Below are 22,592 nucleotides of genomic sequence, written 5' to 3'. Positions count from 1 at the left end.
ATTTGCATGGGCGGGCCGTAGACCTTGGAGTGGAATGGTATCGCCAGTAGAGACGCGCGAAATGATCGAATTTGCCTGAGTTCCGGGTGGCTTCGCTTTATGCGCAGGTATTTGCGCAGCTTTGTTTCGGCGCTGGTCACCACGCTTGGCGCCTTCCTGGTTCAGCCTTGAAGCGATAGCTTTTGCGGCAATGTCGCGCCGACGGCGGAATGTGGAATAGGCCCAGGCGCGGCGCTCGCACTCCACCTCGGTATGGTGGCCGCGAATTTCCCGGAAGCGGGTTACCAGCGCCCGGCGAGGAGCCGGCGCGTGCTCGCACGATGTGCAGTTGCTAACGGTCTTGTTCCTAATCACACCAGCATGGAGCGGGCGTGCGCCTGGCGCAGCTGAGCCTCCATGGTGCGGATGGTGCGCGACGCCGCTGCCAACGTGTCGGCCCATTTATCGGCCTTTGTCGGATCGACCAATTTCAAGGCGACACACTCGCCATCCTTGAAGCCGCCTGCGATCGCGGTGATGATGCGCTCGACCGTCTTCTCCATCCTGCTCATGGCAGCGATATCGTCCTTCGATGGCTCGGGACGCTCCTCGCTATCGAACATACCGCCCTGCTCGAGGCGGTCGCGCGCCGACTGCGCAGCAGCTCGGACGCCCGACCAGTCTTTCAGCTTCCCGGTTGTGAACAGCTTCACGATTTGCAGCTGATCGCGCTTGGGGAGATCGACCAGATAGTTTGCGTGTCCGAGCGGGAACTGGTTGCTGTCGACCAGAGACTGGATGACATCGTCCAGATTGAGCAGCGCCGTGCGGGCTGTGATGCGCGCCTGTTGAACGCCGATATCCTTCGCTAGCTTCTCGACCGTCCAGCCGCGGTCGAGCATGGCTTGGAACGCCCGAGCCTCCTCCATCGCCTTGATGTCGGCGCGGGCGAGGTTTTCGACGATCGCCTGCAGCGCCATCTCGTTGTCGTCGATCTTCACGACCTCGCAGAGAATGTGGGCCGCCTCGATCAGCTGGTGAGCGCGCCAGCGGCGCTCACCACCGACGATCATGAACTTGCCGTCGACCGGGCGAACGGTGATGGCTTGGATAAGGCCGCGCTCCCGGATCGATTCCGCCAGCTCCCGGAGCTTCACCGGGTCGAAATGCTTGCGCGGTTGATCGGGGTTCGGGATGACCTGGCTGAGGGGGATACGCTTCTTCATGGCTCTCTCCTCAATCCATGTTGCAGTGAACGAGCGCGGTCGCGTAGTCGACGCCCATTTCGTCGGCGTAGACTGCGGCCTGATCGCCGGGGCGATTGCAGGCCGCCGGCGCCGGCGGTTGGCGGCTCTCGAGGAGCGCTAGGAGCCGGCTGAAATTGGCATCCGGCATGCGGATCGCCTCGCGGGCAGGATCCGCAAGGAACGCGCCCATCTGGTCGCGCTCGGAGGCATCGGGCGTGCCCCAATTCTGGTCGGCGACGCCGGCGTTGATCAGGTCGTAGCCGTCCAGGCTGAGCAGGATGCGCAGCGCGTTGTGGAGCCGGGCCGCGGTCATGCCGACACCGGCTCGATGCGGACCTTCTTGAAAATGGCCGGCTTCATGAATTGCTTGGCCTTGTTGAGCGCGGTCTGTGCCGCCTGGTGGGTTGGGAACTGCTCGGCTCGGTCCATGCTGTAGGCCCACACTGTGCCGCGCAACGGCCACTTCTCGCCGTTGTGGTTGACGGTGACAATGAACATTGGTCTTCTCCGTGGTAGGGGGGTTTAGCGAACAAGCTGGAGGGCCATCCGGCGGACGGTCTCTCTGCTCTGCGTGCGCCTGCCGACGATGGCAGCGCGATGCGCCGAGAAAGCCGTGTCATCCATGGCGCTCACCGAGCGGAGGTGCATCTTGATCGCGACGTTGTTCGGGTTGTTGGCCAGGGCTTCTGAAAGCTCGCCGATGTAGGCGATCCTGGTCGTCGTGGAAGTCATCATTTTCGGTCTCCGTGGTAGGGGTCGGACCGATGTCGCGCATGCGGCTATGCTGTGCCCGGCCGCGCTCCCGAGCGGCTTTCGGCCGCCGGATGAATGAGCGAGAAGTCACCAATTGCCAGCCCGCATTCGTCGGGTTGTTCTGGCAAAGACTGCAATGGTGAAAGGAAGCGGCTTTGCGACATCGGTTCCAAATTTCTAAGTAACTTCAATACCTTAGCGTGTAACCAAAACGGTTACAAGTGGAATAACACCGAAAAAGCCAATAATTTCAAGCACTTCGGTCGAAGTCAGTTGACCGGCTGAAACCTGGAACGGAGGACGTCGCTGGAGATCGATCGCTTGTCGTCGCCCGATTGCACAAGAGCCTGGTCGACGTGCTGCGGATCGACGCCGATCACCTTCCAGACGCGGCCCTGGGCGTCCGGCGCCTCGGCGCCGAGGTAGGGAGAGACCTGGAGGGGCTCGATCGGTGTGGCTGGGTGTCGGAATTGCGCCGGCAGCTTGGGATGGCTCCACGCGCATCCCTGGGCTTCCAGGCCATATTCAAACACCTCGAGTCCGAGCTGTTCCTTCAGCCACACCGAGATATAGGCGCGATGGCAATACTGGTTGTCCGTCGGCGCCTCGTAGCACAGCAGTGCGCAGTCCTTGCCACCTGAGAGGTCTTCCATCTTGGCGACGATCTGCCCGGGGCGCAGCTTGGCCAGGGTCTCGAAATAGAGCTGCCTGTAGTCGCGGTCGCTCGCGGTCTTGAACCAGTCGCCTGGAGCGAGTTCCGGCATCTTGCGATAGCCGGCGGGATAGCCTCGAGGCGTGCCCCTGGAAACGCCAATCTTCTGGATTGTGCTTGGCAGGGGGTGAAACCAGCTAGAGGTGAAAATGCGCATCTTGTCGCCTTCCGTGGTAGGGGTTTGGACCGGTCCAAATGTAAACTTGTGGTACTTCTGCGGCAACCAAAATAGACCCGTGTGGTGCCGATTTGGTGCGTTGCTCTAGCCGTACATCTGCATTACGTAGAGGTTCTCTCTCGCGCTTTCGGGCAAGACTCTGTGGTAGGGGTCGAGAGGCAGGCCGATCAGGGGCAACCCGGTCGGCCTTTGTATTTTCCGGCGTGCCTGGGGGGCGTCGTAGCAGCGCGGCCAGGCCACCCAGACGTTGATCGCCTCATAGGTCAACCAGCGCGGCAGGCTCTTGAAGTCGCCGAGCCATGTGCGCCCGGTGAGCATGCCGCTCCCGACATATTCCGGCCCGTCGGAGAAGAACTGGAACCGTTGTTTCCCCGGCTCGGACGATACCCACAGATCGAGATCATCGGCCAGTTCGACGCGCTCCACGGTGTCGCGGCGCAGTGTGTCGGCAATGAAACTCTCGTCGATGCGGTGGGGGGTCATCATGTCGAAGACCTTGCGAATCCCGGCGTCTATCAGGATAAAGCGCATTGCAGGCTCCTGGTCCTGGAACGCTGATCGATGACGGGCAGCTTCTCGGCTTCGTAAAGGTCGAGCCACCATTTCATCAGCTCGGCTATGTAGCGTTCGTCCAGACCGCGCCGGCGCGGCCGGCGCAGCTGGCGTTCAATCCAGGTCAGCCGATCGCGCAGGACCGGCCGGTAGAGCAGATGGCGGAACGCGTCGCCGAGCTGCATGTCGAGGGTGTAATCGCCGATGGCGCCGAGCGGCGACCAATCGCAATGCCACGATGACCACATGTCGAGGGCCTGGGTGATGGAAGGAAGCCGGCGCCGCCGGTCCTCCTCGCTTTCGGGTGTGGTTGGCAGGGGAATCATGGGGATGTCTCAGTGGTGTCAATTATGATCTATAGTGTAACTAAAATGGGTACAATTAGGTCAACCTAAAAGTGATTTCTGCGGCCGTCCTTCCAGACCTTCACGGTGATGGTGTTCACGTAGGTTCCGACCTCGGCGAACGAGCCGTGGGGGAGATCGCGAAAGCTGCCCTTGAGCTTCTCGATCAGCGCCCGGAAGGCGATGGCCTTGCGGGTCTCGCGGAACTCGGTACCGGCTGACATGATGGCAGCAAGGCAACCGTCCTCTTTCAGGAAGTCGAGCGCATGGACGACGTGATCGATATCGCGCTCCATGTCGAACGGCGGGTTCATCACGATCCGATCGTAAAGCCCGGTGACTGATGGGCGCAGCGACAGGAAGTCGGTGGCGTACACCTTCCGATAGATGCCCTGGGCCTGGAGCGCAGCGGCCAGCGGCGCCTGCAGCTCGACGCAATCGACCTGGTTGTCGAAGCGATATTCCTTGCGCCACCGGTCCATCTGGTCGGCTCGGCCGTAGCCGGAATAGTCGGAAAAGTCCTTGATGCTGGAGACGCAGCGCCGCGCCAGATTGCCGGTGCCGGCGCTGGGCTCGAGGACGGTCAGCCGCGGCTTATCGATCGGCTGCAACAGCGGGACGCCCTTGATCAGCTCCTCGGCCGCGCCGTCCGGTGTCGGGAAGAAACCGAAGTTCCTCGCCGGCGTGGTCTTGCGGTTGCGAAACAGGTCATCGGGCTCTTTGGTCTGCGCGTCGCCGAGCACCTCGCCGTAGTATTCGGCGAGCATCTTGTTGACCTTCTCGACGAGATCGTCGCGGGTGAACCAGAGATGGGCGTTGCCGTTCTTGTAGCCGACGATCCTGAAATACTCGCCATGATGCTCGGACTGCTGCGGATTGAAGCCCTTGCGCTCGGCGCGCACCACGTTCTCGATGCTGTTGTAAGACGGCTTCTTGCCGTCGAGCACGGAGAACGTGCGCTCGATGTCGCGAACGGTCTCCCATGTGCCACCATACGACACGTGGCCATGGTCGCGGTCGAAGGCATAGGTCAGGATCATACGGCTCCCGACCTTGAACCCGTCGTGAGAGCGGAAACGGCGGTCGAGCTTGGAAAAGGCGGTTGCTATTCCGCGCCGGAAGATCATTTCAGACTCGCCGGCCCACTTCTCGATGGTGGCATATACGTTGTCGACAGTGACTGGCGGGATCCCCATGATCTCGTCGAGATTGACCAGTTCCTTGCCGTCGCCGTGCCGGTGGTCGTAGCGCTCCGGCACCCACTTCAACGTGTCGCGCAGTTGGTCTTTGGCCTGCTTGTCCATCAGGACTTCCAGGTCCGTCATCTTGACCAGGTAGTTCCAGCACGAGATGTCGATCAGGCGGATGGCGGTACGCTTCCACTGCTCGGCGTCGGGCAAATCGACGGCCTCGAAAAATGCCCTGACTTCGCGGTTGTCGCGGTCGCCATGGCGAGAGGAGGCATGCTCGCCGGCGGCTGCTTTCCAGAGCGCCGCCGCCTTCTTCAATTCCCGATCGGCCTGCTCCATTGACGCGAATGCGCCGTGATAGGCGGCCACCGCTGCATCGCGATAGGCCACGATCTGCTCGACGGTGTTGCGGGGGATCAGCGCGTTCATGCCTTCGCCTCAACCGGCTTGGCGCTGATGGCGCCGTGCATCTTTTTGAAGGTGAAGACGTCGCTGCGCTCGATCACGATCTCGTAGCGCTTGCTGCCATCGGGCAGGGTGAACTCGTATTCGGTTGGCTTGGTCATGGTCCTGGTCTCTGTGGTAGGGGGAGGGACAGACGGCGGGACGACTCCCGCCGCCGTATCGAAAGGGGTTGTCTTCTCGGGCTAGGCCCTGGCTGGCATCGCTCCTCCCTCGCTGGTGTCCATCAGATCGAAGGCGAGGTCGGCTTCTTCGGCCGCTATGGCGTCGGCGCGGCGCTCGCGGCATCCGGCGCAAAGCTCGGAATCGTGCCAGCGGCAGGGGTCGAGGCATTCGTTGCAGCAGAACATCGGCTTAGGCCGCGACCGTCTGGGCGCCACCGACCAGCGCCATGATTTCGTCGTCGGTCATGTCGTTGAGGATCGCAGCGCCGGGGTATTTCGCGTTGACGTGGGCGATGGCCTGCGCCTTCATTCCCGGGGTCATCGTGACCTTGTATTTGATGGTCCGAACGCCTTCGGCGATGGCGTCACCCTTGGCGAGGAAAACGATCCCCTTGCCCATCGGGCGGCGCATGTCGCGCAAGGTGAGGTAGCGGGAAAGCAGGTCGCCGCAAATGCTCTCGATGTCCTGCTCCATCTCCATGCCGTGGGATGCGGTTTTCGGATAGGTGGACTTGATCTCGAGGTTGAGCGCGTCGAGGTCGAACCGGTTGATCGGGTGCTGCTCGTCGCAGCCGCCGTGGCCGCGATTGCCAACGTCGGCGATGTGCTTGCCGTCCATGTAAAGCTTGGCCGTGTAGCAGCTGGTTTCCTCGCTTAGGCGTTCATTGTAGCTGATCGCCTTAAGCTCAAAGGTGTGTCTGGTGGTCATCGTGGGGCTCCGTGGTAGGGAATTATCTAGTAATAACAATAACTTAGCTTGTAACCAAACTGGTTACAAGTAGGTTACGCAAAAGGATCAACCTGGCGTTCGGTCACATATCCGATGACATCGCCGCCCCATTGCGCTGCCATCGCGTCAGCAATCCCCGGGAAGAACCTGGAGCGCTCGCGCCAGCGATCCCGGCCACGCTTGCCCCATCCGCTGGAGCGATGGACGCGCGACCACTCCTTGTGCTCATCCGTCCCCGGCGCCGGCGGCGTCAGCCGATTTGTGGCGACCAGAGGGGGCAGGTCCCGAAGGTAAATTCCGGTGCCTTTGAAGAACGGATCACCGAACCACCATGGCTGGACGATTTTCGGACGAGGCAGGTTGACCGGCATGCGCTCCCGGGCGTGTCTGTGCATGATCGGGTTCTCGATCGCGACCCGCTCAATTGGTGCATTCCAGCAGTCGGTAAACAGCTGAACCCCCTCCTCCAGCTCGGTCCACATCTCCTCGCGCGAGCGCCCCGGCGGTGGAACCGAAAGCCATCTGACACCGGAATTGCAGAGCCTTGTGCAGGGCGGATGGGCGACCATGAGAAGATCCCACCCGCCATTCAGGAATTCGCGCACGTCCCCGACGAGGTGACGGTTGCTGCCATCCTCCGACGGCAGAAGATCGCACGACCAAGCGTCATGGCCTCGGGCTGAGAAGGCCCGCCGAACGACGCCGGAAGTCTCGCAGCCAATCAACACGCGAAGCGGCTGGTTCATCGCCGCCCCCTAAAACACGAACGCGAGCTGGCCGGTCTTCTCCTGTCGCGTGGCAAAGCCGAGCGAGGCGAGACCTGGCAGGGCGGCAATGAACCCGCCCGGCTGGTAGGCAGGATCGGCGCGGCGCTCCTCCCGCAAGCGCTCGTCGGACGGTTCATGCCGAACGTTGCCGCGCCAGTAGCCGTGGCCGAATGGCGGGTTCCGGAGCTTCGGCTTTGCCTGTTGCTTGCCGTTGCCGTCGCTGAGCAGCGATTCCTCCATGACGATGGTCAGCATCTCGGCGACGTCCAGCGCCTCCTCGACAAACCAGCGCTCCTTGGAAAGCCCGCCGCCGGTAAAAGACCTGAAACCGGTCTCGCTGAAAAATGGCTTGTCGAGGTCGATCACTCGCCCGTCGAGCCCCGGCCCGCCGAACAGGCCGGGATACTGGACGTCTGTCCTGCAGCCGTGGATCATGAGCATGAATCGCCCCGGCTGACCGTGCATGGGGATTTCGCCATCGGGCGCGGGGAGCTGCCTGCCGAGCCATGCCGATGCCGAGTTCCAGCAGTCGAAGCGGGATCGGCCCCGCGCAGGCCGAGGGTGACCGCTGCCGTCGGGCCGGTTCTCCTGCCCACCATATTCGGTGATGCGGTATAGGGTCTCGACGCAGGCGTCGATCACGAGCGCGTAGGGCGCGCGCGCCGGCTTGTCGCATGCCATCATCGCGGCGTGATACTGGCCGAGCGCTTCACGGGCGATCGAGACGATGTAGTCGTCGGGGCCGTTGCGCAGCATGGCAACGATCTCGTCCTGCTCGCGGCGCATCGCCTCGGCCTCGATCTGCCACGCGAATTTCTTCGGTTCCTTCTTTGCCTTCGCCATCAGAGCAGCCTCCCCTCGGCCAGCTGCCAAACGCCGTCACCCAGAGGCTCGAACGGCCCGCGCTGGAGTGTCTGGCGGACCTTCGCTCGCCAGTTCGGATTACGTCCCGCCTTCGGGTTGCTCGCCATCTCGCGGTAGAGATCGTCCAGCCGCACGGCGTCGCCGGCGCGCTGCATCACCTTCAACACCTCGTCGACCCACGAGCCGACGGCGGCAAAGCCGAAGATCAGCGAGCGCAGCCGCAGGGGCACGAACGCGCCGGGAATGCCGCTGGCGGCAAGGCGGTCAGCGTCATCGGCGCCATAGGCGCAGAACACCGACGGCGCGCCGGCGTTGGCCTTGGCTCGAGTCCCGCCGGCATCGTGGAAATGCAGCCGCCCTTCCATGAACAGCAGCGCATCGGCCGCGCGCCAGACGCTCTCGTGAAACACCTGGGTTTCGGTGCGAGCAAAGATCAGCGCGATTCCGCGGCCGTGCTCGGCCATACGGCCCATCCAGCGGCCGATCACGTTGTTCGAGTATGGTGGGTTGAGCCACACGCGACCGTGCCAGGACCGGGCCAGACCGTTGTCTGCGATGGTGTAGTGCTGGCGCGCCATGTCCCACGGCCGATCGAGCGGCGCGCAGGGGTCGAGGTCGAAGCTTTCAGCGCCGCCGAGCGCGGCCAGGATTGCAGGAGGGGTCAGCCAGACGTCGGTGCCGGCCGCAGCGGACTGTTGACTACCGATGGGCATGGTCAGCCTCCTCGGTCAGTCTGCGGAGCACGTCGCCGACGCTGCCGATGGACGCCTCCAGCCGCTCCTCGTCGAGTTCGGCCAAGTCGATCTTGGTCTCGTTCCCGGCTTCGTCGACCATCGTGAAAACGCTTGCCGTGGAGTGCGGCTTGCGCAGGATTTCCCACGCCCAGCGGGCAGCGGCTTCTGGATCGCCTTCGCCCTCGTAGTCGATCTCCCATGTGACGAGATATCGGGTCATCACGCGCGCCCTCCAGCGAACAGTTGCGGCGCCGGCAGCTTGGCGCCCCATGCGGCGAGGTTCGTGCACTCGGCGTCGGTGTCGGAAATCCATTGAAGGCACGTTTGCTTGGTGCCGAAGAACAGCCCGAAGCCCATCAGCCGGTCCTCTCGGACCTCATGCGTCATGCCCTTGATGGCGCTGTGACTGTAGTTGAGGAGCAGCACCTGCTTTCGCATCACGCCACCTCCTCACTGTGTTTGGACATGTCCAAAGATGCGGGAGACACGCAGGCATCGTGGCAGTCGCCATTGTTGCCGAGGCAATCGGGATCGCCTTTCGGGCAACCGTCGTCTTCCTCGTCTTCGACAACCAGCTGGTCGAATGTCCACTCGCCGCCCTGCGCGTCGAGGAACACGATCTTGCCGTCGCGCATGACGGTCTCCTGATCGTCGTAGAAAATCTCGGTGCTGCCCTGATATTGGGGCTCGCCCGTAGGATCGATTCCCATGATCTCGGCTCGCCCTGTAAGGCGTTCGAGGGTGCCCAGGATTTCATGCCCGGTCGGGGATAGGTAGGTGGCCACTGGTCTCTCCGTGGTAGGCGTGGTGTCATAATGGTTGCAAATAGTCTCTTGACAGAAACGGGGGGAGGAGCAAAAAACAGGCAGCCTGATTCTTCTGTGGCCGCTACCCAAACACCCCCGATTCTGATCAGCCAGAGATGGCGCGCGTTCCTGCGCCGCCGTTGATCGGGCGGTTGAACGTGGCGCGGTCGCCAGCAGCCCGACCGGCGCTGAAAGCGCTGCCGTCGCCCTTCATTCCGCCGCTGTGGGAGCCCTTGCGGAGCTTCAAGCCGATCTGGCCGAATGCCTTGTTGACCAAGGCCATTTTCACGATGACCAGCGAGTTGCCCCGACCATTCGGCCGAGCGGCCTGCTCGCGCTCATTCGAGAGCCGGTGCAGGCGCTCATTGATGCGGCTGATGCAGCCGACCATGAAGCCCTTCTGAACGTCCCAAGGCCCGGCGCCGCCGCGATTGTAGCGCTCGGTCATAAAGCGGACGGTCTGGTTGCGGACGAAAAGGTCGAGGCTTTCGACCAGCCAGATTGCAAACTGGCGGTCCTGCTCGGTGCCGAAGAAGGTCATCGTGTCTTCCTTCTTTGCGAGCCAGACTTTGCAGTCGCAGTAGCGGCCGACTTCCAGGGCCAGATGGTCCTTGATCACGTAGGTTTTGAAGTTGTCGCGCTTGGTTTTCTGAGCCGCGATCGTCTCGGCGTCGAGTTCGATCTGCGCCTTCGTCAGGCCATACTTGTCCATCAATTCGCGAGCCTTCGCCATTGCCTCGAAAGCCTCGGCTTCGGTGGCGCCTGCGTCGGTCGTCTTGGCGAGCAAAGCCTTGATCTTGGCTGCCATTTTCTTCTGCTGTTCGGTCATCTTGGGTCTCCGTGGTAGGGGTTGATGTAACCAATTTGGTTACAAGTAACTTATTTGGTTACACCCCTAATGCAAGAGAAAAAACAAGGCTTTTGGCGTTATGTTTCAGGGCGTTGTTCCGAGGGAATGCATCGCGCAAATCCTTCGCGTCTCCGAGGTCGACAAGTGGGGTCGGGTCTACAATTGCTGCTCGGGAACGTTCCGGTTCGAGCAGATCACGATCGCCACATTCCCCGGCGTCGAGATGCACTCGAACGACGTCAGCCTCTACTCCTCAGCGATTGCCGGCTATGTGCTGGGCAAGCCGATCGACTACGAATTCCACGGCGCGCTCGACTTCGTGAACGAGTTCGATTTCAGGGAACCTGATCAGCGCCTCGCAGCGCTGGCCGTCGCCTTCAATCTCGGCCGCTTCGCCAGCGGCAAGGCCAACGTCTATAAGACCAGCCACCGCAACCACCTGGTCGCGAACTTCGCCGGCTATGTCGAGCGCACCTTGGAAAAGGTCCGCAAGCTGCCGGGGATGATATCGATCAAGAGCTATTCGCCGCGCGACTGGATCGAGCATCTGGACGAGGCGATCGAGCGCAAGGCCGCGATCTTCTCCTATCCGCCGTTCTACAAGGGCGGCTACGAAAAGATGTTCGAGTTCCTGGCCGAGAACATCAAATGGGACGCTCCCCGATATGAGCTGTTCGACCCCAAGGCGCTGCGCGGTCTCATCGAGCGCGTGCGGCAGGCGGGCGTCCCTTACTGCATCCTCTCGGACCAGATTTACGACGATCTGAAACCGGAGCTGGAATTCGTCTCCGGCCGGGGCCACCCGCACTACTGCTACGTGTCGACGGGCAAGTCGTCGTACCTGCAACTGGTGCCGCGGTCGGCTCCCTTCCGCTACAAGCCGATCGACCTCGACAAGATCAAGCCGGATTCGGTGGTGACGATCGCCCGGGCCGACGCGGCTCAGATGACGTTCCTCAAGGACGTCTACCTGAAAAAGGGCATCACCCACACGCCCGGCATGGTGAACTACCTGGTGCGCGTCGATGACATGCTGGTCGGCGGGCTGATCTACAACCTCGACAAATTCGCACGCCAGTCGATCTACCTGCTGTCGGATTTCTCGATCTCGCGTGAGGGCAGGCTGTCGAAGCTTGTCACCAGGCTCGCCTGCAATGGCGAGATCCTGCGCGACCTGGGGAAGCGCTTCATCGACCGCTTCAACAAGGTGCAGACGTCAGCGTTCTCGGACCATCCGGTCTCGATGAAATATCGCGGCATCTTCGAGCAGACCAAGCGCGAAGAGATCGACGGGCCGGAAGGCAAATTCAGACTGCACTACGTCGGCGCCCGCATCGATGAGACGCCGCAACAAGCGTTCGAGTGGTGGTATGGCAAGCACTTCAACCGTTGACTGGAAGTCTCTCGACGTCGAGGCGCGGCAGGTTGACCCGAAGGCGCTCAGGCGTCGCGAGAAGAACGCGCACTACATGGCGCCTGCCATGTTCAAGCGCCTTATCGAGAACGTCAAAATCGACGGCCGTCTGACCACCACGGTCCTGGTGTGCCAGGACAAGGACGGCTCTCTCGAGATCCTGTCCGGACATCACCGCACCGCCGCCGCGATTGAGGCCGGCTTGCCGCTGGTCGACGCGCTCGTCATCACCTCGCATTTGAGCGAAAAGCGCAAGGTGGCGATCCAGCTCAGCCACAACTCGATCAACGGCGAAGACGACCAGTCGCTGCTGGCCCAGCTGTACGCCTCGCTCGATATCGATGCGAAGAAGTTTTCCGGTCTCGATGACAGCGTGCTCTCTGGCGACAAGGGACCAGGTGCGGCGGCGCTCGGCGGCGCCAACATCAAATACGACGAGCTGCTGTTCGCCTTCCTCCCCGAGGACCGCGTGCAGTTCGAGATCGAGATGGATGCCATCGCCAAGAGGGCGAAGCGCTTCCGCATCCATGCCGCCCCGCAGTCGAGGTTCGACGACTTCTTCGACACCATCGTTCGCACCAAGCAGGGGCTCAACATCGTCAACTCGGGCATTGCTCTCGCAGCCATGGCGCGCCTTGCCGGCGAGCGGCTCGATCAACTCGAAGCCGAAGCGGAGGACAAACCTGATGCGGCGTGAGCTTCCCAATCTGCGCGGCGCTTTCTCCGAGCCCGCCGCAACGCCGGCCGCGCCCGCTTTCGCCATGCCGGCAATCATCGTCGGCGCACTGTTCGCGTTCGGCTTCCTCGTCTGTCTCGCACACGTCCTGTTTGTGTGATCGGCATGCATTCGTGTGTGTGTAACGCAGTGGCGGTGGTTAGCGTGGTCGCAGCATCAAGCATTATGGGTCGTGCATTTCTGCGCATGTTGGCCAATCGCAAGCCTGTCAAGGCTTTGCGGGATGGTTTGGCTGTCTACAACACCCCTCGTGGCTTGGTGTTCATGGGTTGGGATCTGGCTGGCAAAAAAAACAGTCATCTCGGACAACTCGGACACTCACGCGCGCGAGTCGACCAGTGATCAAGACCAAGGCGTCCGTGACGGCATCGAAGCCGAAGGGCAAAGCCAGGCCTGCTGCTGCAAAGTCGAAGCCGGAGGCCGAGGCGGCAAAGAAGCCGGCGGGCGGCAAGGCAACGTCTCGCAAGCCGAAGCCTGCTGCAAAGGCCGCTCCCGAACCGGCACCGGAGCCCAAGGCAGCGGAACCGAAAAAGGGTGGCAATCCACCTGTCTTGACCGACAAAGACGTCAATCGCGTCATCGAGATGCTGCGCCAGTGCGGTGGCATCAAGACGGTGGCGGCCGAGAAGCTGAACGTCAGCCGGTCGACGCTCTACCTGTTCCTCAAGGACCATCCTGAAATCCAGGAAGCAGCGGCCGACATCAAGGAAGAACTCCTCGACGTCGCCGAGGGTCGAGTGGTCATAGCCATCCGCTCGGGCGAGATGCAGACGGTTCGGTGGTATCTCGAATTGATGGGCAAAGAGCGCGGCTATGTGCGCCGTGTCGAAACCACCGGCAAGAACGGCGGCCCGGTCGAGACCCGTGAAAAGCCCGACCTCTCCGGCTATAGCGACGCAGAGATCGCGCAGATGCTGGCGATCGAAGAGGCGCGCGAGGAGCGGGAAAAGGCGAAAGCGCCGAGGTAACTGAATGGCGCATGCCACTGCCGCGCGCGCCACCGCCTCGGAACTGCGCATCGAGAACGATCGTCGACGAGCCAAGGGATCGTTCGCCGAGTTCGTCAAGATCGCGTGGGTCGAGCTAGAGCCCGAGACGCCGCTGATCTGGAACTGGCACATGCAGGTGGTCTGCGACCATCTCCAGGCGCTGGTCGAGGGACGCTTCCTCGAACTCGGTCTGCGCAACCGTCTCGTCATCAACGTGCCGCCCGGTACGTCGAAATCGCTGCTCGTCTCGGTGCTGTTGCAGGCATGGGAATGGGGACCGGCAGGCCGTCCTGGCATGCGGTATCTGTCGACGGCCTACAATGACGGGCCGGTCAACCGCGACACCCGCAAATGCCGCGATCTGATCCTGTCGACCTGGTACCAGGAGCGCTGGCCGGAGGTTCATCTCAGCCGCAGAGCCGAGACGTCGTTTGCCAACGACAACACCGGCACGCGCGAAGGCGTTTCCTTCGGCTCGCTGACCTCGCAGCGCGGCGATCGCCTGATCATCGACGATCCGCATTCGACGGAGACGGCGGAATCGGCCAACGAGCGCACGGCAACGACCCGCAAATTTCGTGAGGGCGCGCAGAACCGCCTGAACGACCAGAAACGCAGCGTCATCATCGTCATCATGCAGCGCTTGCATGAGGCGGACGTGACCGGCGTCATCCTCGACGGCAAGATGGATTATGTTCATCTCTGCCTGCCGATGCAGTTCGAGCCCGACCGCTGCTGCTACACCCCGATCAAGGTGGCCAGCTCCGTCGGCGAGCCGATCCTGGCGCGCTACGACGCCAGCAAGCAGCACTGGTACGGCGAGAACGACAATCTCCCGGCCGAGCGCCGCACCGAAATCGAGGCCATCAAGCTCCAGCTCGTCTGGCGCCAGGATCCTCGCACCGTAGACGGCGAAATCCTCGATCCGATCCGCTTCCCTCCAGAGGAGTTGAAGCAGCTCTACAACGACATGACGTCGTATGCCGTCGCCGGTCAGTATCAGCAGCGGCCAGCGCCGCGCGCCGGCGGCATGTTCCAGCGCGCATGGTTCGAGGGGCGCATCGTCAGGCAAGCCCCCAAGGGCACGGTCTGGGTTCGGCATTGGGACTTGGCCGGTACTCGAGGCGGCACTGGTGCGCGCACCGCCGGCGTCAAGCTCGGCCGCGGTCCCGAGGGCCGGTACTATGTCGGCCATGTCGTGACGCTTCGCGAGGAAGGCAAGTCGGTCCGCAAGACCATCGAGACGCAAGCGACGCTCGACGGCAAGACTGTCCACATCAGCCTGCCGCAGGATCCTGGTCAGGCGGGCAAGGCGCAGGTGCAGGACTTCGTCGCCCAGCTCGCCGGCTACAAGGTGCATGCCGAGGGCGAGACCGGCGACAAGATCACGCGCGCCGAGCCGTTCGCGGCTCAGTGCGAGCACGGCAACGTCTACATCGTCGAAGGCGAGTGGAACACGCTCTACCTCGACGAACTCTGCCTGTTCCCAGCCTCCAAGCTGATGGACCAGGTCGACGCATCTTCCGGCGCCTTTACGAGGCTACTCAACATCAAGGGGGCCATGGTGATCAGCGACGACGTCCTTCGGCGCGCTGCCCAGCCGGGCAACCGATGATCAGGAGGCTTTTCCGCGCAGCGCGCGGCCTGTTCAAGCGCAAGCCTGTCGCGCCTGCCCGCCCGGTGCCGCCGGCCGCGACGCCACCTGGTGCGCGCTCGCCCATGCGCATCTCGGATGCGATGCTGTCGGCGATGCGCGCTCAGAAGGCCGCACTATCGGGGCCGGTGAAGGTCTTCACCTCGCCCCAGCACCCGACTGGCGTTGGGCCTGAGAGCAAAGGCCTCGCGATGGACAGCGCCATTGGCGGCGTCCAGACCTGGGCCAACAGCTTCGCGCTGAGCGGCTATTTCACGGAGGGCATCACGTTCCTCGGCTATGCCTATCTGTCGGAACTAGCGCAACGGCCGGAATATCGAGTGATCTCGGAGACCATCGCCAGCGAGATGACGCGGAAATGGATCCGCTTCACCTCGATCGAAGGCGACGACAAGTCGGAAAAGATCAAACAGCTCGAGGCCGAGTTCAAGCGCCTCAATGTGCGCGACCTGTTCTGCCGAGCAGCTGAGCAAGATAGCTTCTTCGGCCGCGGGCACATTTACATCGATACCGGCGATACGGATAGCCCCGAGGAGTTGCAGAAGCCGATCGGGACCGGCTGGAACAAGCTTAGCATCGCCAAGCTCGCGAAGAATCCAATCGAGGCGCTGCGCACCGTCGAGGCGGTGTGGTGCTATCCGACGGCCTACAACTCGAACGATCCGCTCAAGGACAACTGGTATCGGCCCGACAGCTGGTATGTGCAGGCCAAGGTCGTTCACACCACGCGGCTGATCACCCTCATCGGGCGCGAAGTGCCCGACCTGTTGAAGCCGACCTATTCCTTCGGCGGCCTGTCGCTGTCGCAGATGGTGAAGCCCTATGTCGACAACTGGCTGGAGACGCGCCAGTCGGTGAACGACATCATCAGCGCCTTCACGGTGTTTGTCCTGGCGAGCAACTTGCAGGAAACCCTGCAGGCGGATGGCGACCAGCTCTTCAAGCGCGCCGAACTTTTCAATTTGGTCAGGTCCAATCGCGGCCTGATGATGATCGACAAGGACACGGAAGACTTCAAGAACGTCTCCGCGTCGCTCTCCGGCCTCGACATGCTCCGGGCGCAGTCGCAGGAGCACATGGCCTCTGTCAGCCATATCCCGCTGGTCAAGCTGCTCGGCACCCAGCCGGCGGGCCTGAACGCCTCCTCCGAGGGCGAGATCAGGGTTTTCAACGACTACGTGCACTCGTTCCAGGAACACCTGTTCCGGCACCCTCTGCACCGCCTGCTCGGCCTGGTGATGATCTCGCTTTGGGGCGAGCCCGATCCGGGCATCGACTTCGAGTTCGAGAAACTCGAGGAGACGAATGAGAAGGAAGCGGCCGAGGTCGAAAAGACCAAGGCCGAGCGCGACGTGGTGCTGATCGACGCGGGCGTGATCTCGCCCGAGGAATCGCGCAAGCGCGTTGCCGCCGACCCGGACTCGGACTTCTCGTCGATCGACGTCGAGGACCTGCCCGATCTGCTGGAAGAGGAAGAGGACGGCCTTGCGCCGAAAGGTGGCACGAACGCCAGTACTTGACCGTGCAGGTGCACATGCGCGCTTCACCCGGTGGAGGCTCACACCAACGCCGTAGCGCTCATTTCATGGACTCCAATTTTGTGCGCATCCATGCGACGTTGCGAGTCCAGCAATGACCAATGGCGTGGCTGACGAGCGTTGGGAAATCGCCGACATTGTGGCGCTGATCGAAGCGATGGAAGCCGACAAGCTAGTGGTGCGCGGCCCGTACAAGAAGCGAGCGATAACCTGAACATTATCAACTCTGCCAAACAATGGGCGCGAAATATCAAGCGTGATGTCGTGGCGCTCTACCTTGCCGCGCGCGATCCGCGCGTACCCTGGTATGCAAAGGCCACTGCCGGCGCGGTGGCGGCCTACGCTCTAAGCCCTATCGACCTGATACCGGACTTCATTCCGATCATCGGCTATCTGGACGATCTCATCATTGTTCCGCTCGGCATCATGCTTGCCGTCAAGTTGGTGCCGCCCGATCTCATGGCAGAGTTCCGAGCCGAAGCGACACGACGCGAAAAGCCGACGAGCAAGGCAGGGCTGGCGTTCATCTTCGCGGTCTGGGTTGTTGCGGCTGTCGCGCTGGCTTGGTTTTTTTGCCGGCGCAAATCTCAAACTGACCCACGACCGATGATCAAGGACCTTGGCAGGTCCGGGGAAGGTAGGACGACGCAGCATGAACGAGGCTTGCGAAATCCGCCTCGGCTTGCTTGAGATGTTCGGCCGCGACGATGGTATCCACCCCGAGACCATTGTCGAAACCGTTCTCAACCTGGAACGGTTTATCTGGAACGCTGGTGTTGCCAATCCCAAGGCGGAGGCGGATAGTGCCGCTCCCGCCATGGACCCTACCGGTACCGCTTGAGGAAGATACAATCACGGCACATGGCGCCTGCACATGACGGTCGACGCGGAATGCTGCCCTTTGTCGTTGGAACTGGCGTCGGTTCGCTTGGTGGTTTGATCGGCCTTGGCGGGGCGGAGTTTCGCCTGCCGTTCCTTATTGGCCTGTTTCGGTTCGCAGCCCTTGAAGCCGTGATCTTGAATAAGGCAACTAGCCTGGTTGTCGTTGCCACGGCATTGCCGTTTCGGGCTGCGACCGTGCCGCTAGGCGCGGTGGCGGCGCAATGGCCTATCATACTCAATCTGTTGGCCGGCAGTCTTATAGGCGCTTGGTTCGGCGCAGGTTGGGCAACCCAATTGAAGTCGGAGACACTTTACAAGGTGATTGCCGGCTTGCTGGTGGTGATCGCAGCCGTTCTGAGCTTCGGCCATGATCCGAGCGCTACCGGAGTGCCGTTTTTCAGCGGCGTCTTGCTGCTCATCGCGGGAATCCTCGCTGGTTTTGTAATTGGCGTCGTGGCGTCCCTTTTGGGTGTTGCAGGCGGTGAACTGCTGATCCCGACCCTGGTTCTGTTCTTTGGCGCTGACATCAAGCTGGCGGGGTCGCTGTCGCTTGCTGTGAGCCTTCCAACCATGCTTGTCGGCTTCACGCGGTACAGCCGCGACCAGAGCTTTTCGGTCATCGGCAGGAACAAGACGTTCCTGCTTGTCATGGCAGCTGGCTCAATCGTCGGAACGTTCATCGGCGGGCGGTTACTAGGCATTGTGCCGGAGCAAGTCCTATTGCCAACCTTGGCGGCAGTCCTAGCCGTTTCGGCGTATAAGGTTTGGCGGCACGAATAGGTCGCAGATTTCGACGTGATGACCAGGACCTTGGCGTGGAGCAGGATTCGAGCGATAAAGCTCGGAAGTCCTCGACCAAGGCTAAGGCCGCTTGATCACGCTCAACCTCTGGGAACTCCTCAAAGCACAGACGCCCGACGATCGCGAGATCGCCGAGACGCTGAGGGATCGTGATGTCCAGCCTGCAAAGTCGACGGACGGCAAAGCGGAACGAAAAGGTTCTGCGCCCGGTCCGGCCAAACGCCGGGATTGAGGCGGCCTACCGGAGCCGCCTGACGCGCCTGATCGATGTCATGAGCGATAGCGTGGTCTACTGGCTCAAAGCCTCCTACCGGGCCAATACGCCCCGTATGGCGCAGGACGAGACGCCGGCGGATGCGCTGCGCCGATCGATCCGCAAGCTTGCCGCGCAGTGGACCAAGCGCTTCGACATCGCATCGGATCGGCTGGGCGACTATTTCGCGCTCTCGGTCGAGAAACGATCGAGTGCGGCGCTCCGCAAGATCCTGCGCGACGGCGGCATCTCGGTCGAATTCAAGATGACGGCGGCGATGCGCGACGTTGTCGACGCGACGGTCAACGCCAACGTCTCGCTGATCAGGTCGATCCCGTCGCAGTATTTCGACCAAGTCGAAGGCGCGGTCATGCGCTCGGTGCAAACCGGCCGCGACCTTGCCGGCCTCGTGGACGAGCTGGAGCGCTTCTCCGGCATCTCGAGGCGGCGCGCGGCCTTCATCGCGCTCGACCAGAACAACAAGGCGACGTCGGCCTTCAACACGGCGCGCGAACTGGAACTCGGCATCGACGAAGCCGAATGGCATCACAGCGGCGGCGGGAAAGAACCTCGCCCCACGCACGTCCAGGCTGGCCGTGAGAAGGTCCGCTACAAGATTTCGACTGGCTGGTACGACCCGGCGGTAAAGCGCTTCATCAGGCACGGCGAGGAGCCCGGCTGCCGGTGCGTCGGCAAGCCGGTCCTCAAGGGGTTCAGCTGATCACGCCGTATGCAGCGTCGGGATGGCTTCGATCTCGGCGCTCAGCGCCTTCTCTGCCCGTTCGAGGTCATAGGTGCGCTGGAGATTGAGCCAAAGCACCGGACCGTTGCCGATCAGCTTGCCGAGGCGCAGCGCCATAGGGACGGTGACAGGCTGCTTCTCGTCCAGGATGTCGTAGAGCGTGCGCCTCGAGATACCGAGCAGCTTGGCGATCTCGGTCTTCGACTTGTCGAGCGCCGGGATAATGTCTTCGCGCAGAAGCTCGCCGGGGTGCATAGCGGGCAGGCCGCGCTTGATGGATGTCGTGTTCATCAGTGGTAATCCTCTAGTTCGACCTCGATAATGTCTTCTCCGTCCCAACCGAAGGTGATGCGCCAGTTTCCGTTCACTCGAACGGAATAGCGCCCCTTCTGATCGCCCGATAGACCATGGAATCGATAGCCGGGAAGGTCCATATCTTCCGGCTTTGAGGCTGCTTCCAAAGCCCGAAGGATACGGGCAACCCGTTTGTCGTCTTGAACGCTGAGGCCGCGGGGATTGCCGGTCTCAAAGAAGCGTTGCAGGACTTTGTTTCGGAATGACCGGATCATGCAGGGACTGTAAGGCGTCACCTTACAAAAGTCAACCAAAATGTGAGGTATCACCTTACATTTTATGGGGGATTCTGAGCACCTTGGCTAAAGCGTTACGCGATCGACGCCGCCACCAAATCAGACAGCCGACGCCCGGTAGCAGGGCCTTCATCCACTCGATCTGGGCGTCTCGACGTTTGACTCGCTCTGCTATTGCCGGGAAACGTGCAATGGCGAGACTTTCGGCCGCTTGCTTCTCCTCTGCCGTAAGTTCTCGTGCGATCCGGTAGGCGACAAGCCGCTCGTATCTATGGAACTCTCCGCATTCGTTACACATGCCCCAATAGGGGCTGTAAATCGACCAAGCGCCGTGCTCAGCCCGCCAGAACACAATCCCCGCCTCAATTGCGTCATGAGGCGTGCCTGCTCCGTCCAGGTAGCTCTCGACCAAGGCCAGTGCGGCCTCGTCATCCATATCCTTCGCCGTGACGCTCTTTAGGAGAGAGAAGGCGCGATCTTGGTCGCGTGGGAGGCCCTTTCCCAATCTGAGTGCAGAGCTGAGGTAGTATGCGCAGTAGCAGGGCAATTCAGCGGACTCCGCCGATGACATCGTCACACATTGTTCGGCGGCGTGGGCGGCACTTTTGAAGTCGCCACGACGGTCAGCTTGAAAAGATTTCTTGCTGTAGCGGTTGTATATCCCGCCAATCGACCGCATCGGCATTGGCAGGCGCAAGACAGATCATAACCGCCGCGACAAAGGCCATGGTCGGTTGCGACCCGAGCGGCATTAAGGCTTCCTATCCGCCTGCAAGGCAGCCGCAACACGTCGATCGTATGCTCTGCAACAGACGCGAAAACCGCCGAAAATAACTCCAGCCAGACCGCTGCCGATTCCAGCGGGAATCATATGATCATGCGGGATACGTCCAAGCATATACCCCGTGAGATTGCCGACCAGAACGGCCACCATAAACAGGCCAAGCGACCCACCGATAAGCGCCAGCATATCTTTCAGGAGTGGGTTTCGAAACATGAGACCAGCCTCGGCACCGAGCGACAGGGACGAGTATTAGGAGAAGCTGCCGGAACGACATAAGCGGCTTATGCTGTGCTGGCCAAGTCACATCTGCGTCAATGCTGACCTCGGATATTGCGGTTAACTTCCGGCTGCCGGGTTTCTCGCCAATTCGTTGGGAATCCGGCCGGCCTATTCGGCAGCAACGCAATCACCTGAACAATGCAAGCGGAAAGCGCATGCACAGCTTCATTAGAACATGGGTATTGAACGTATGCCTGCCATCTCGAAGGAAGACATCGAGCCGGAGCCCGTCGCGACCCACGATGGACTGGCCATGGATCGCAACAGCGTGCGGACGTTCGATCAGGACGGTCATCTGCGCGTCGAGATGACTCCGATCTCCAAGGCCAACGTATGCCCGTACTACGGCCGCGAAATTCCGGATTTCGAAGCGCTCGGCCTCGATCCCGAAGGGGTGTACCGCCTGTATCGCGACGCGGACGAGCTGGCGAAAGCCGCGCTGAGCTTCGTCGGCAAGCCGCTGCTCTTGAAGCACATTCCCGTCAGCGCCAAGGACCACCCGCGCGAAGCCGTGGTCGGAGCGCTCGGCGACGCCGTCGAGTTCCATGCGCCCTATCTCATTGCGCCGCTCAGCATCTGGGACGGGGCGGCAATCGCGCTGATCGAATCCGATCGGCAGAAAGAACTATCGAGCAGCTACCGCTACCGGGCCGACATGACGCCCGGCACTCTGGCTGGAGAACCCTACGACGGCGTGATGCGGGACATTTCCGCAAATCACGTCGCCTTGGTTGAGGAAGGCCGCGCCGGGCCTGATGTAGTCGTCGGCGACAGCAAAATGGAGATCATCGAGATGAAGAAAACAGCACTGCTGTCGCGCATGGCGTCCGTCGCCCACGGCGCGATCCTTGCCCACGTCATGCCGAAGCTCGCCAGCGATCACAAGATCGATATCAGCGCGGCCCTCGTCGGCGTCACCAGCGAAAACTTTAAGGCCAAGCGACCCGCCATCATCGAGGCGGTGGGCAAGGCGACCAAGGGCAAGCTGGCGGCCGACGCCAAGCTCGACGGCCTCGAGGCGCTTCTCGGAGCGCTCGAAGAAGTCGACGTCCGGGAAGCCATGGACGAAGACGACGAGGAGGCCGAGAAGAAAAGGGCCGAAGACGACGCCGCCGAGGAAGAGGAACGCAAAAAAGTTCCGGAGGATGCGGAGAAGGACAAGGACGAGGACGAGGACGAAGACAAGGTCGACAAAAAGGCCATGGACTCGGCAATCTCGGCCGCTGTGGCGCAAGCCAAGACCGAGGTCCGCGCCGAGATGCTGAAGGCGGCCCAGGAAATTCGCACTGCGGAAGAGGCGGTTCGCCCTTACATCGGCAAGCTCGCTATGGCCCATGACAGCGCCGATGCCGTCTATCGCACCGCGCTCACCTCGCTCGGCGTCAACATCGATGGCGTTCACCCGTCGGCGCTGCCTGCCATCCTCAAGGCGCAACCGTTGCCGGGCTCCAGCCCCGTGCAGCAGCCACGCGTCGCCATGGACGCGGCCGGCGTCAATTCGTTCCACGAGATGTTCCCGGCCGCCAAGACCCACATCGTCAAGTCGCTTTAAGCTGAGCGACTTTTCTATTCCAACCCCTTCGAGCCGGCCTGAGAGC

The 22,592-nt window shown here is 61.8% G+C and carries 31 protein-coding genes and 1 pseudogene; 12 read left to right on the top strand and 20 right to left on the bottom strand.

The window, feature by feature from the left end:
* Window positions 1-350: 350 nt before the first annotated feature.
* From AC56QQ_RS29620 to AC56QQ_RS29540, 17 genes are all read right to left on the bottom strand, one after another.
* Entirely contained in the window at window positions 351-1,205 is an 855-nt protein-coding gene (locus AC56QQ_RS29620; RefSeq protein WP_497124374.1) for a ParB/RepB/Spo0J family partition protein, read from the bottom strand.
* A gap of 10 nt (window positions 1,206-1,215) precedes the next feature.
* Window positions 1,216-1,539 (bottom strand): hypothetical protein, encoded by a 324-nt coding sequence (locus AC56QQ_RS29615; protein ID WP_497124373.1) that lies wholly within the window; start codon window positions 1,537-1,539, stop codon window positions 1,216-1,218.
* Entirely contained in the window at window positions 1,536-1,724 is a 189-nt protein-coding gene (locus AC56QQ_RS29610; RefSeq protein WP_497124372.1) for a hypothetical protein, read from the bottom strand. Before AC56QQ_RS29610 ends, AC56QQ_RS29615 begins: the two co-directional genes overlap by 4 nt.
* Before the next feature lie 24 nt (window positions 1,725-1,748).
* Window positions 1,749-1,961 (bottom strand): hypothetical protein, encoded by a 213-nt coding sequence (locus AC56QQ_RS29605; protein ID WP_497124371.1) that lies wholly within the window; start codon window positions 1,959-1,961, stop codon window positions 1,749-1,751.
* Window positions 1,962-2,248: 287 nt separating this feature from the next.
* Window positions 2,249-2,848 (bottom strand): DUF488 family protein, N3 subclade, encoded by a 600-nt coding sequence (locus AC56QQ_RS29600; RefSeq protein ID WP_497124370.1) that lies wholly within the window; start codon window positions 2,846-2,848, stop codon window positions 2,249-2,251.
* A gap of 105 nt (window positions 2,849-2,953) precedes the next feature.
* Entirely contained in the window at window positions 2,954-3,400 is a 447-nt protein-coding gene (locus AC56QQ_RS29595) for a hypothetical protein (protein WP_497124369.1), read from the bottom strand.
* Window positions 3,385-3,747 (bottom strand): hypothetical protein, encoded by a 363-nt coding sequence (locus tag AC56QQ_RS29590; RefSeq protein WP_497124368.1) that lies wholly within the window; start codon window positions 3,745-3,747, stop codon window positions 3,385-3,387. Before AC56QQ_RS29590 ends, AC56QQ_RS29595 begins: the two co-directional genes overlap by 16 nt.
* 65 nt (window positions 3,748-3,812) lie before the next feature.
* The gene (locus AC56QQ_RS29585) at window positions 3,813-5,384 is read right to left on the bottom strand and encodes a DUF4942 domain-containing protein (RefSeq protein WP_497124367.1); all 1,572 of its coding nucleotides are present in this window, start codon (window positions 5,382-5,384) and stop codon (window positions 3,813-3,815) included.
* Entirely contained in the window at window positions 5,381-5,521 is a 141-nt protein-coding gene (locus AC56QQ_RS29580) for a hypothetical protein (RefSeq protein WP_497124366.1), read from the bottom strand. The genes AC56QQ_RS29585 and AC56QQ_RS29580 overlap by 4 nt, the downstream gene beginning before the upstream one ends.
* A 250-nt stretch (window positions 5,522-5,771) precedes the next feature.
* Window positions 5,772-6,290 carry a hypothetical protein gene (locus tag AC56QQ_RS29575; RefSeq protein ID WP_497124365.1) on the bottom strand — a complete coding sequence of 173 codons (519 nt, stop codon included), beginning with the start codon at window positions 6,288-6,290 and terminating at the stop codon, window positions 5,772-5,774.
* A gap of 74 nt (window positions 6,291-6,364) precedes the next feature.
* Window positions 6,365-7,057, bottom strand: coding sequence for a hypothetical protein (locus AC56QQ_RS29570; protein ID WP_497124364.1), 693 nt, complete (start codon window positions 7,055-7,057; stop codon window positions 6,365-6,367).
* A 9-nt stretch (window positions 7,058-7,066) separates the two neighbouring features.
* Window positions 7,067-7,921 (bottom strand): hypothetical protein, encoded by an 855-nt coding sequence (locus AC56QQ_RS29565; RefSeq protein WP_497124363.1) that lies wholly within the window; start codon window positions 7,919-7,921, stop codon window positions 7,067-7,069.
* Window positions 7,921-8,655, bottom strand: a complete 735-nt coding sequence (locus AC56QQ_RS29560; RefSeq protein WP_497124362.1) for a DNA N-6-adenine-methyltransferase — start codon at window positions 8,653-8,655, stop codon at window positions 7,921-7,923. Before AC56QQ_RS29560 ends, AC56QQ_RS29565 begins: the two co-directional genes overlap by 1 nt.
* Entirely contained in the window at window positions 8,642-8,896 is a 255-nt protein-coding gene (locus tag AC56QQ_RS29555) for a hypothetical protein (protein ID WP_497124361.1), read from the bottom strand. Before AC56QQ_RS29555 ends, AC56QQ_RS29560 begins: the two co-directional genes overlap by 14 nt.
* Complete coding sequence (locus AC56QQ_RS29550) at window positions 8,896-9,114, bottom strand: hypothetical protein (RefSeq protein ID WP_497124360.1); 219 nt, start codon at window positions 9,112-9,114, stop codon at window positions 8,896-8,898. Before AC56QQ_RS29550 ends, AC56QQ_RS29555 begins: the two co-directional genes overlap by 1 nt.
* Window positions 9,114-9,461: a hypothetical protein gene (locus tag AC56QQ_RS29545; RefSeq protein WP_497124359.1), complete on the bottom strand. Its 348-nt coding sequence runs from the start codon at window positions 9,459-9,461 to the stop codon at window positions 9,114-9,116. Before AC56QQ_RS29545 ends, AC56QQ_RS29550 begins: the two co-directional genes overlap by 1 nt.
* 127 nt (window positions 9,462-9,588) lie before the next feature.
* Window positions 9,589-10,311 (bottom strand): DUF2786 domain-containing protein, encoded by a 723-nt coding sequence (locus tag AC56QQ_RS29540; RefSeq protein ID WP_497124358.1) that lies wholly within the window; start codon window positions 10,309-10,311, stop codon window positions 9,589-9,591.
* Between the two features lie 100 nt (window positions 10,312-10,411).
* Between AC56QQ_RS29540 and AC56QQ_RS29535 the strand changes: the two genes are divergently transcribed.
* The 11 genes and pseudogenes from AC56QQ_RS29535 to AC56QQ_RS29485 all read left to right on the top strand — a co-directional run bounded on the left by AC56QQ_RS29535 (window position 10,412) and on the right by AC56QQ_RS29485 (window position 19,320).
* Window positions 10,412-11,725: a putative antirestriction adenine methyltransferase gene (locus AC56QQ_RS29535; protein ID WP_497124357.1), complete on the top strand. Its 1,314-nt coding sequence runs from the start codon at window positions 10,412-10,414 to the stop codon at window positions 11,723-11,725.
* Entirely contained in the window at window positions 11,703-12,443 is a 741-nt protein-coding gene (locus AC56QQ_RS29530; RefSeq protein WP_497124356.1) for a ParB/RepB/Spo0J family partition protein, read from the top strand. Before AC56QQ_RS29535 ends, AC56QQ_RS29530 begins: the two co-directional genes overlap by 23 nt.
* Window positions 12,433-12,582 carry a hypothetical protein gene (locus tag AC56QQ_RS29525; RefSeq protein ID WP_497124355.1) on the top strand — a complete coding sequence of 50 codons (150 nt, stop codon included), beginning with the start codon at window positions 12,433-12,435 and terminating at the stop codon, window positions 12,580-12,582. Before AC56QQ_RS29530 ends, AC56QQ_RS29525 begins: the two co-directional genes overlap by 11 nt.
* A 238-nt stretch (window positions 12,583-12,820) precedes the next feature.
* Window positions 12,821-13,450, top strand: coding sequence for a helix-turn-helix domain-containing protein (locus tag AC56QQ_RS29520; protein ID WP_497124354.1), 630 nt, complete (start codon window positions 12,821-12,823; stop codon window positions 13,448-13,450).
* A 4-nt stretch (window positions 13,451-13,454) separates the two neighbouring features.
* Window positions 13,455-15,086, top strand: a complete 1,632-nt coding sequence (terL, locus tag AC56QQ_RS29515; protein ID WP_497124353.1) for a phage terminase large subunit — start codon at window positions 13,455-13,457, stop codon at window positions 15,084-15,086.
* Window positions 15,083-16,645 (top strand): DUF1073 domain-containing protein, encoded by a 1,563-nt coding sequence (locus AC56QQ_RS29510; protein WP_497124352.1) that lies wholly within the window; start codon window positions 15,083-15,085, stop codon window positions 16,643-16,645. The genes terL and AC56QQ_RS29510 overlap by 4 nt, the downstream gene beginning before the upstream one ends.
* A 228-nt stretch (window positions 16,646-16,873) precedes the next feature.
* Window positions 16,874-17,227: pseudogene (locus AC56QQ_RS29505) on the top strand (YkvA family protein); the annotation flags it as partial.
* An 88-nt stretch (window positions 17,228-17,315) separates the two neighbouring features.
* A complete protein-coding gene (locus AC56QQ_RS29500) occupies window positions 17,316-17,504 on the top strand; it encodes a hypothetical protein (protein ID WP_497124351.1) in 189 nt (62 codons plus the stop codon).
* A 50-nt stretch (window positions 17,505-17,554) separates the two neighbouring features.
* Window positions 17,555-18,325 (top strand): sulfite exporter TauE/SafE family protein, encoded by a 771-nt coding sequence (locus AC56QQ_RS29495; protein ID WP_497124350.1) that lies wholly within the window; start codon window positions 17,555-17,557, stop codon window positions 18,323-18,325.
* Window positions 18,326-18,416: 91 nt separating this feature from the next.
* Window positions 18,417-18,578, top strand: a complete 162-nt coding sequence (locus AC56QQ_RS29490) for a hypothetical protein (protein ID WP_497124349.1) — start codon at window positions 18,417-18,419, stop codon at window positions 18,576-18,578.
* 40 nt (window positions 18,579-18,618) lie between these two features.
* Window positions 18,619-19,320, top strand: a complete 702-nt coding sequence (locus AC56QQ_RS29485; protein WP_497124348.1) for a putative phage head morphogenesis protein — start codon at window positions 18,619-18,621, stop codon at window positions 19,318-19,320.
* Here AC56QQ_RS29485 and AC56QQ_RS29480 read toward each other — a convergent pair whose 3' ends face one another.
* From AC56QQ_RS29480 to AC56QQ_RS29470, 3 genes are read right to left on the bottom strand one after another with little or no spacing between them, the layout of a single operon-like run.
* Entirely contained in the window at window positions 19,321-19,632 is a 312-nt protein-coding gene (locus AC56QQ_RS29480) for a HigA family addiction module antitoxin (protein WP_497124347.1), read from the bottom strand.
* Window positions 19,632-19,910: a type II toxin-antitoxin system RelE/ParE family toxin gene (locus AC56QQ_RS29475; protein WP_497124346.1), complete on the bottom strand. Its 279-nt coding sequence runs from the start codon at window positions 19,908-19,910 to the stop codon at window positions 19,632-19,634. The genes AC56QQ_RS29480 and AC56QQ_RS29475 overlap by 1 nt, the downstream gene beginning before the upstream one ends.
* Before the next feature lie 55 nt (window positions 19,911-19,965).
* Complete coding sequence (locus AC56QQ_RS29470; RefSeq protein ID WP_497124345.1) at window positions 19,966-20,367, bottom strand: hypothetical protein; 402 nt, start codon at window positions 20,365-20,367, stop codon at window positions 19,966-19,968.
* Between the two features lie 817 nt (window positions 20,368-21,184).
* On the opposite strand from AC56QQ_RS29470, the gene AC56QQ_RS29465 reads away from it, so the two are divergent.
* A complete protein-coding gene (locus AC56QQ_RS29465) occupies window positions 21,185-22,546 on the top strand; it encodes a DUF2213 domain-containing protein (protein WP_497124344.1) in 1,362 nt (453 codons plus the stop codon).
* The last annotated feature ends 46 nt before the right edge of the window (window positions 22,547-22,592 follow it).

This window comes from Mesorhizobium sp. RCAM 05099 (genome assembly GCF_059683685.1).
This window is presented reverse-complemented; position numbering and strand designations above follow the sequence as displayed.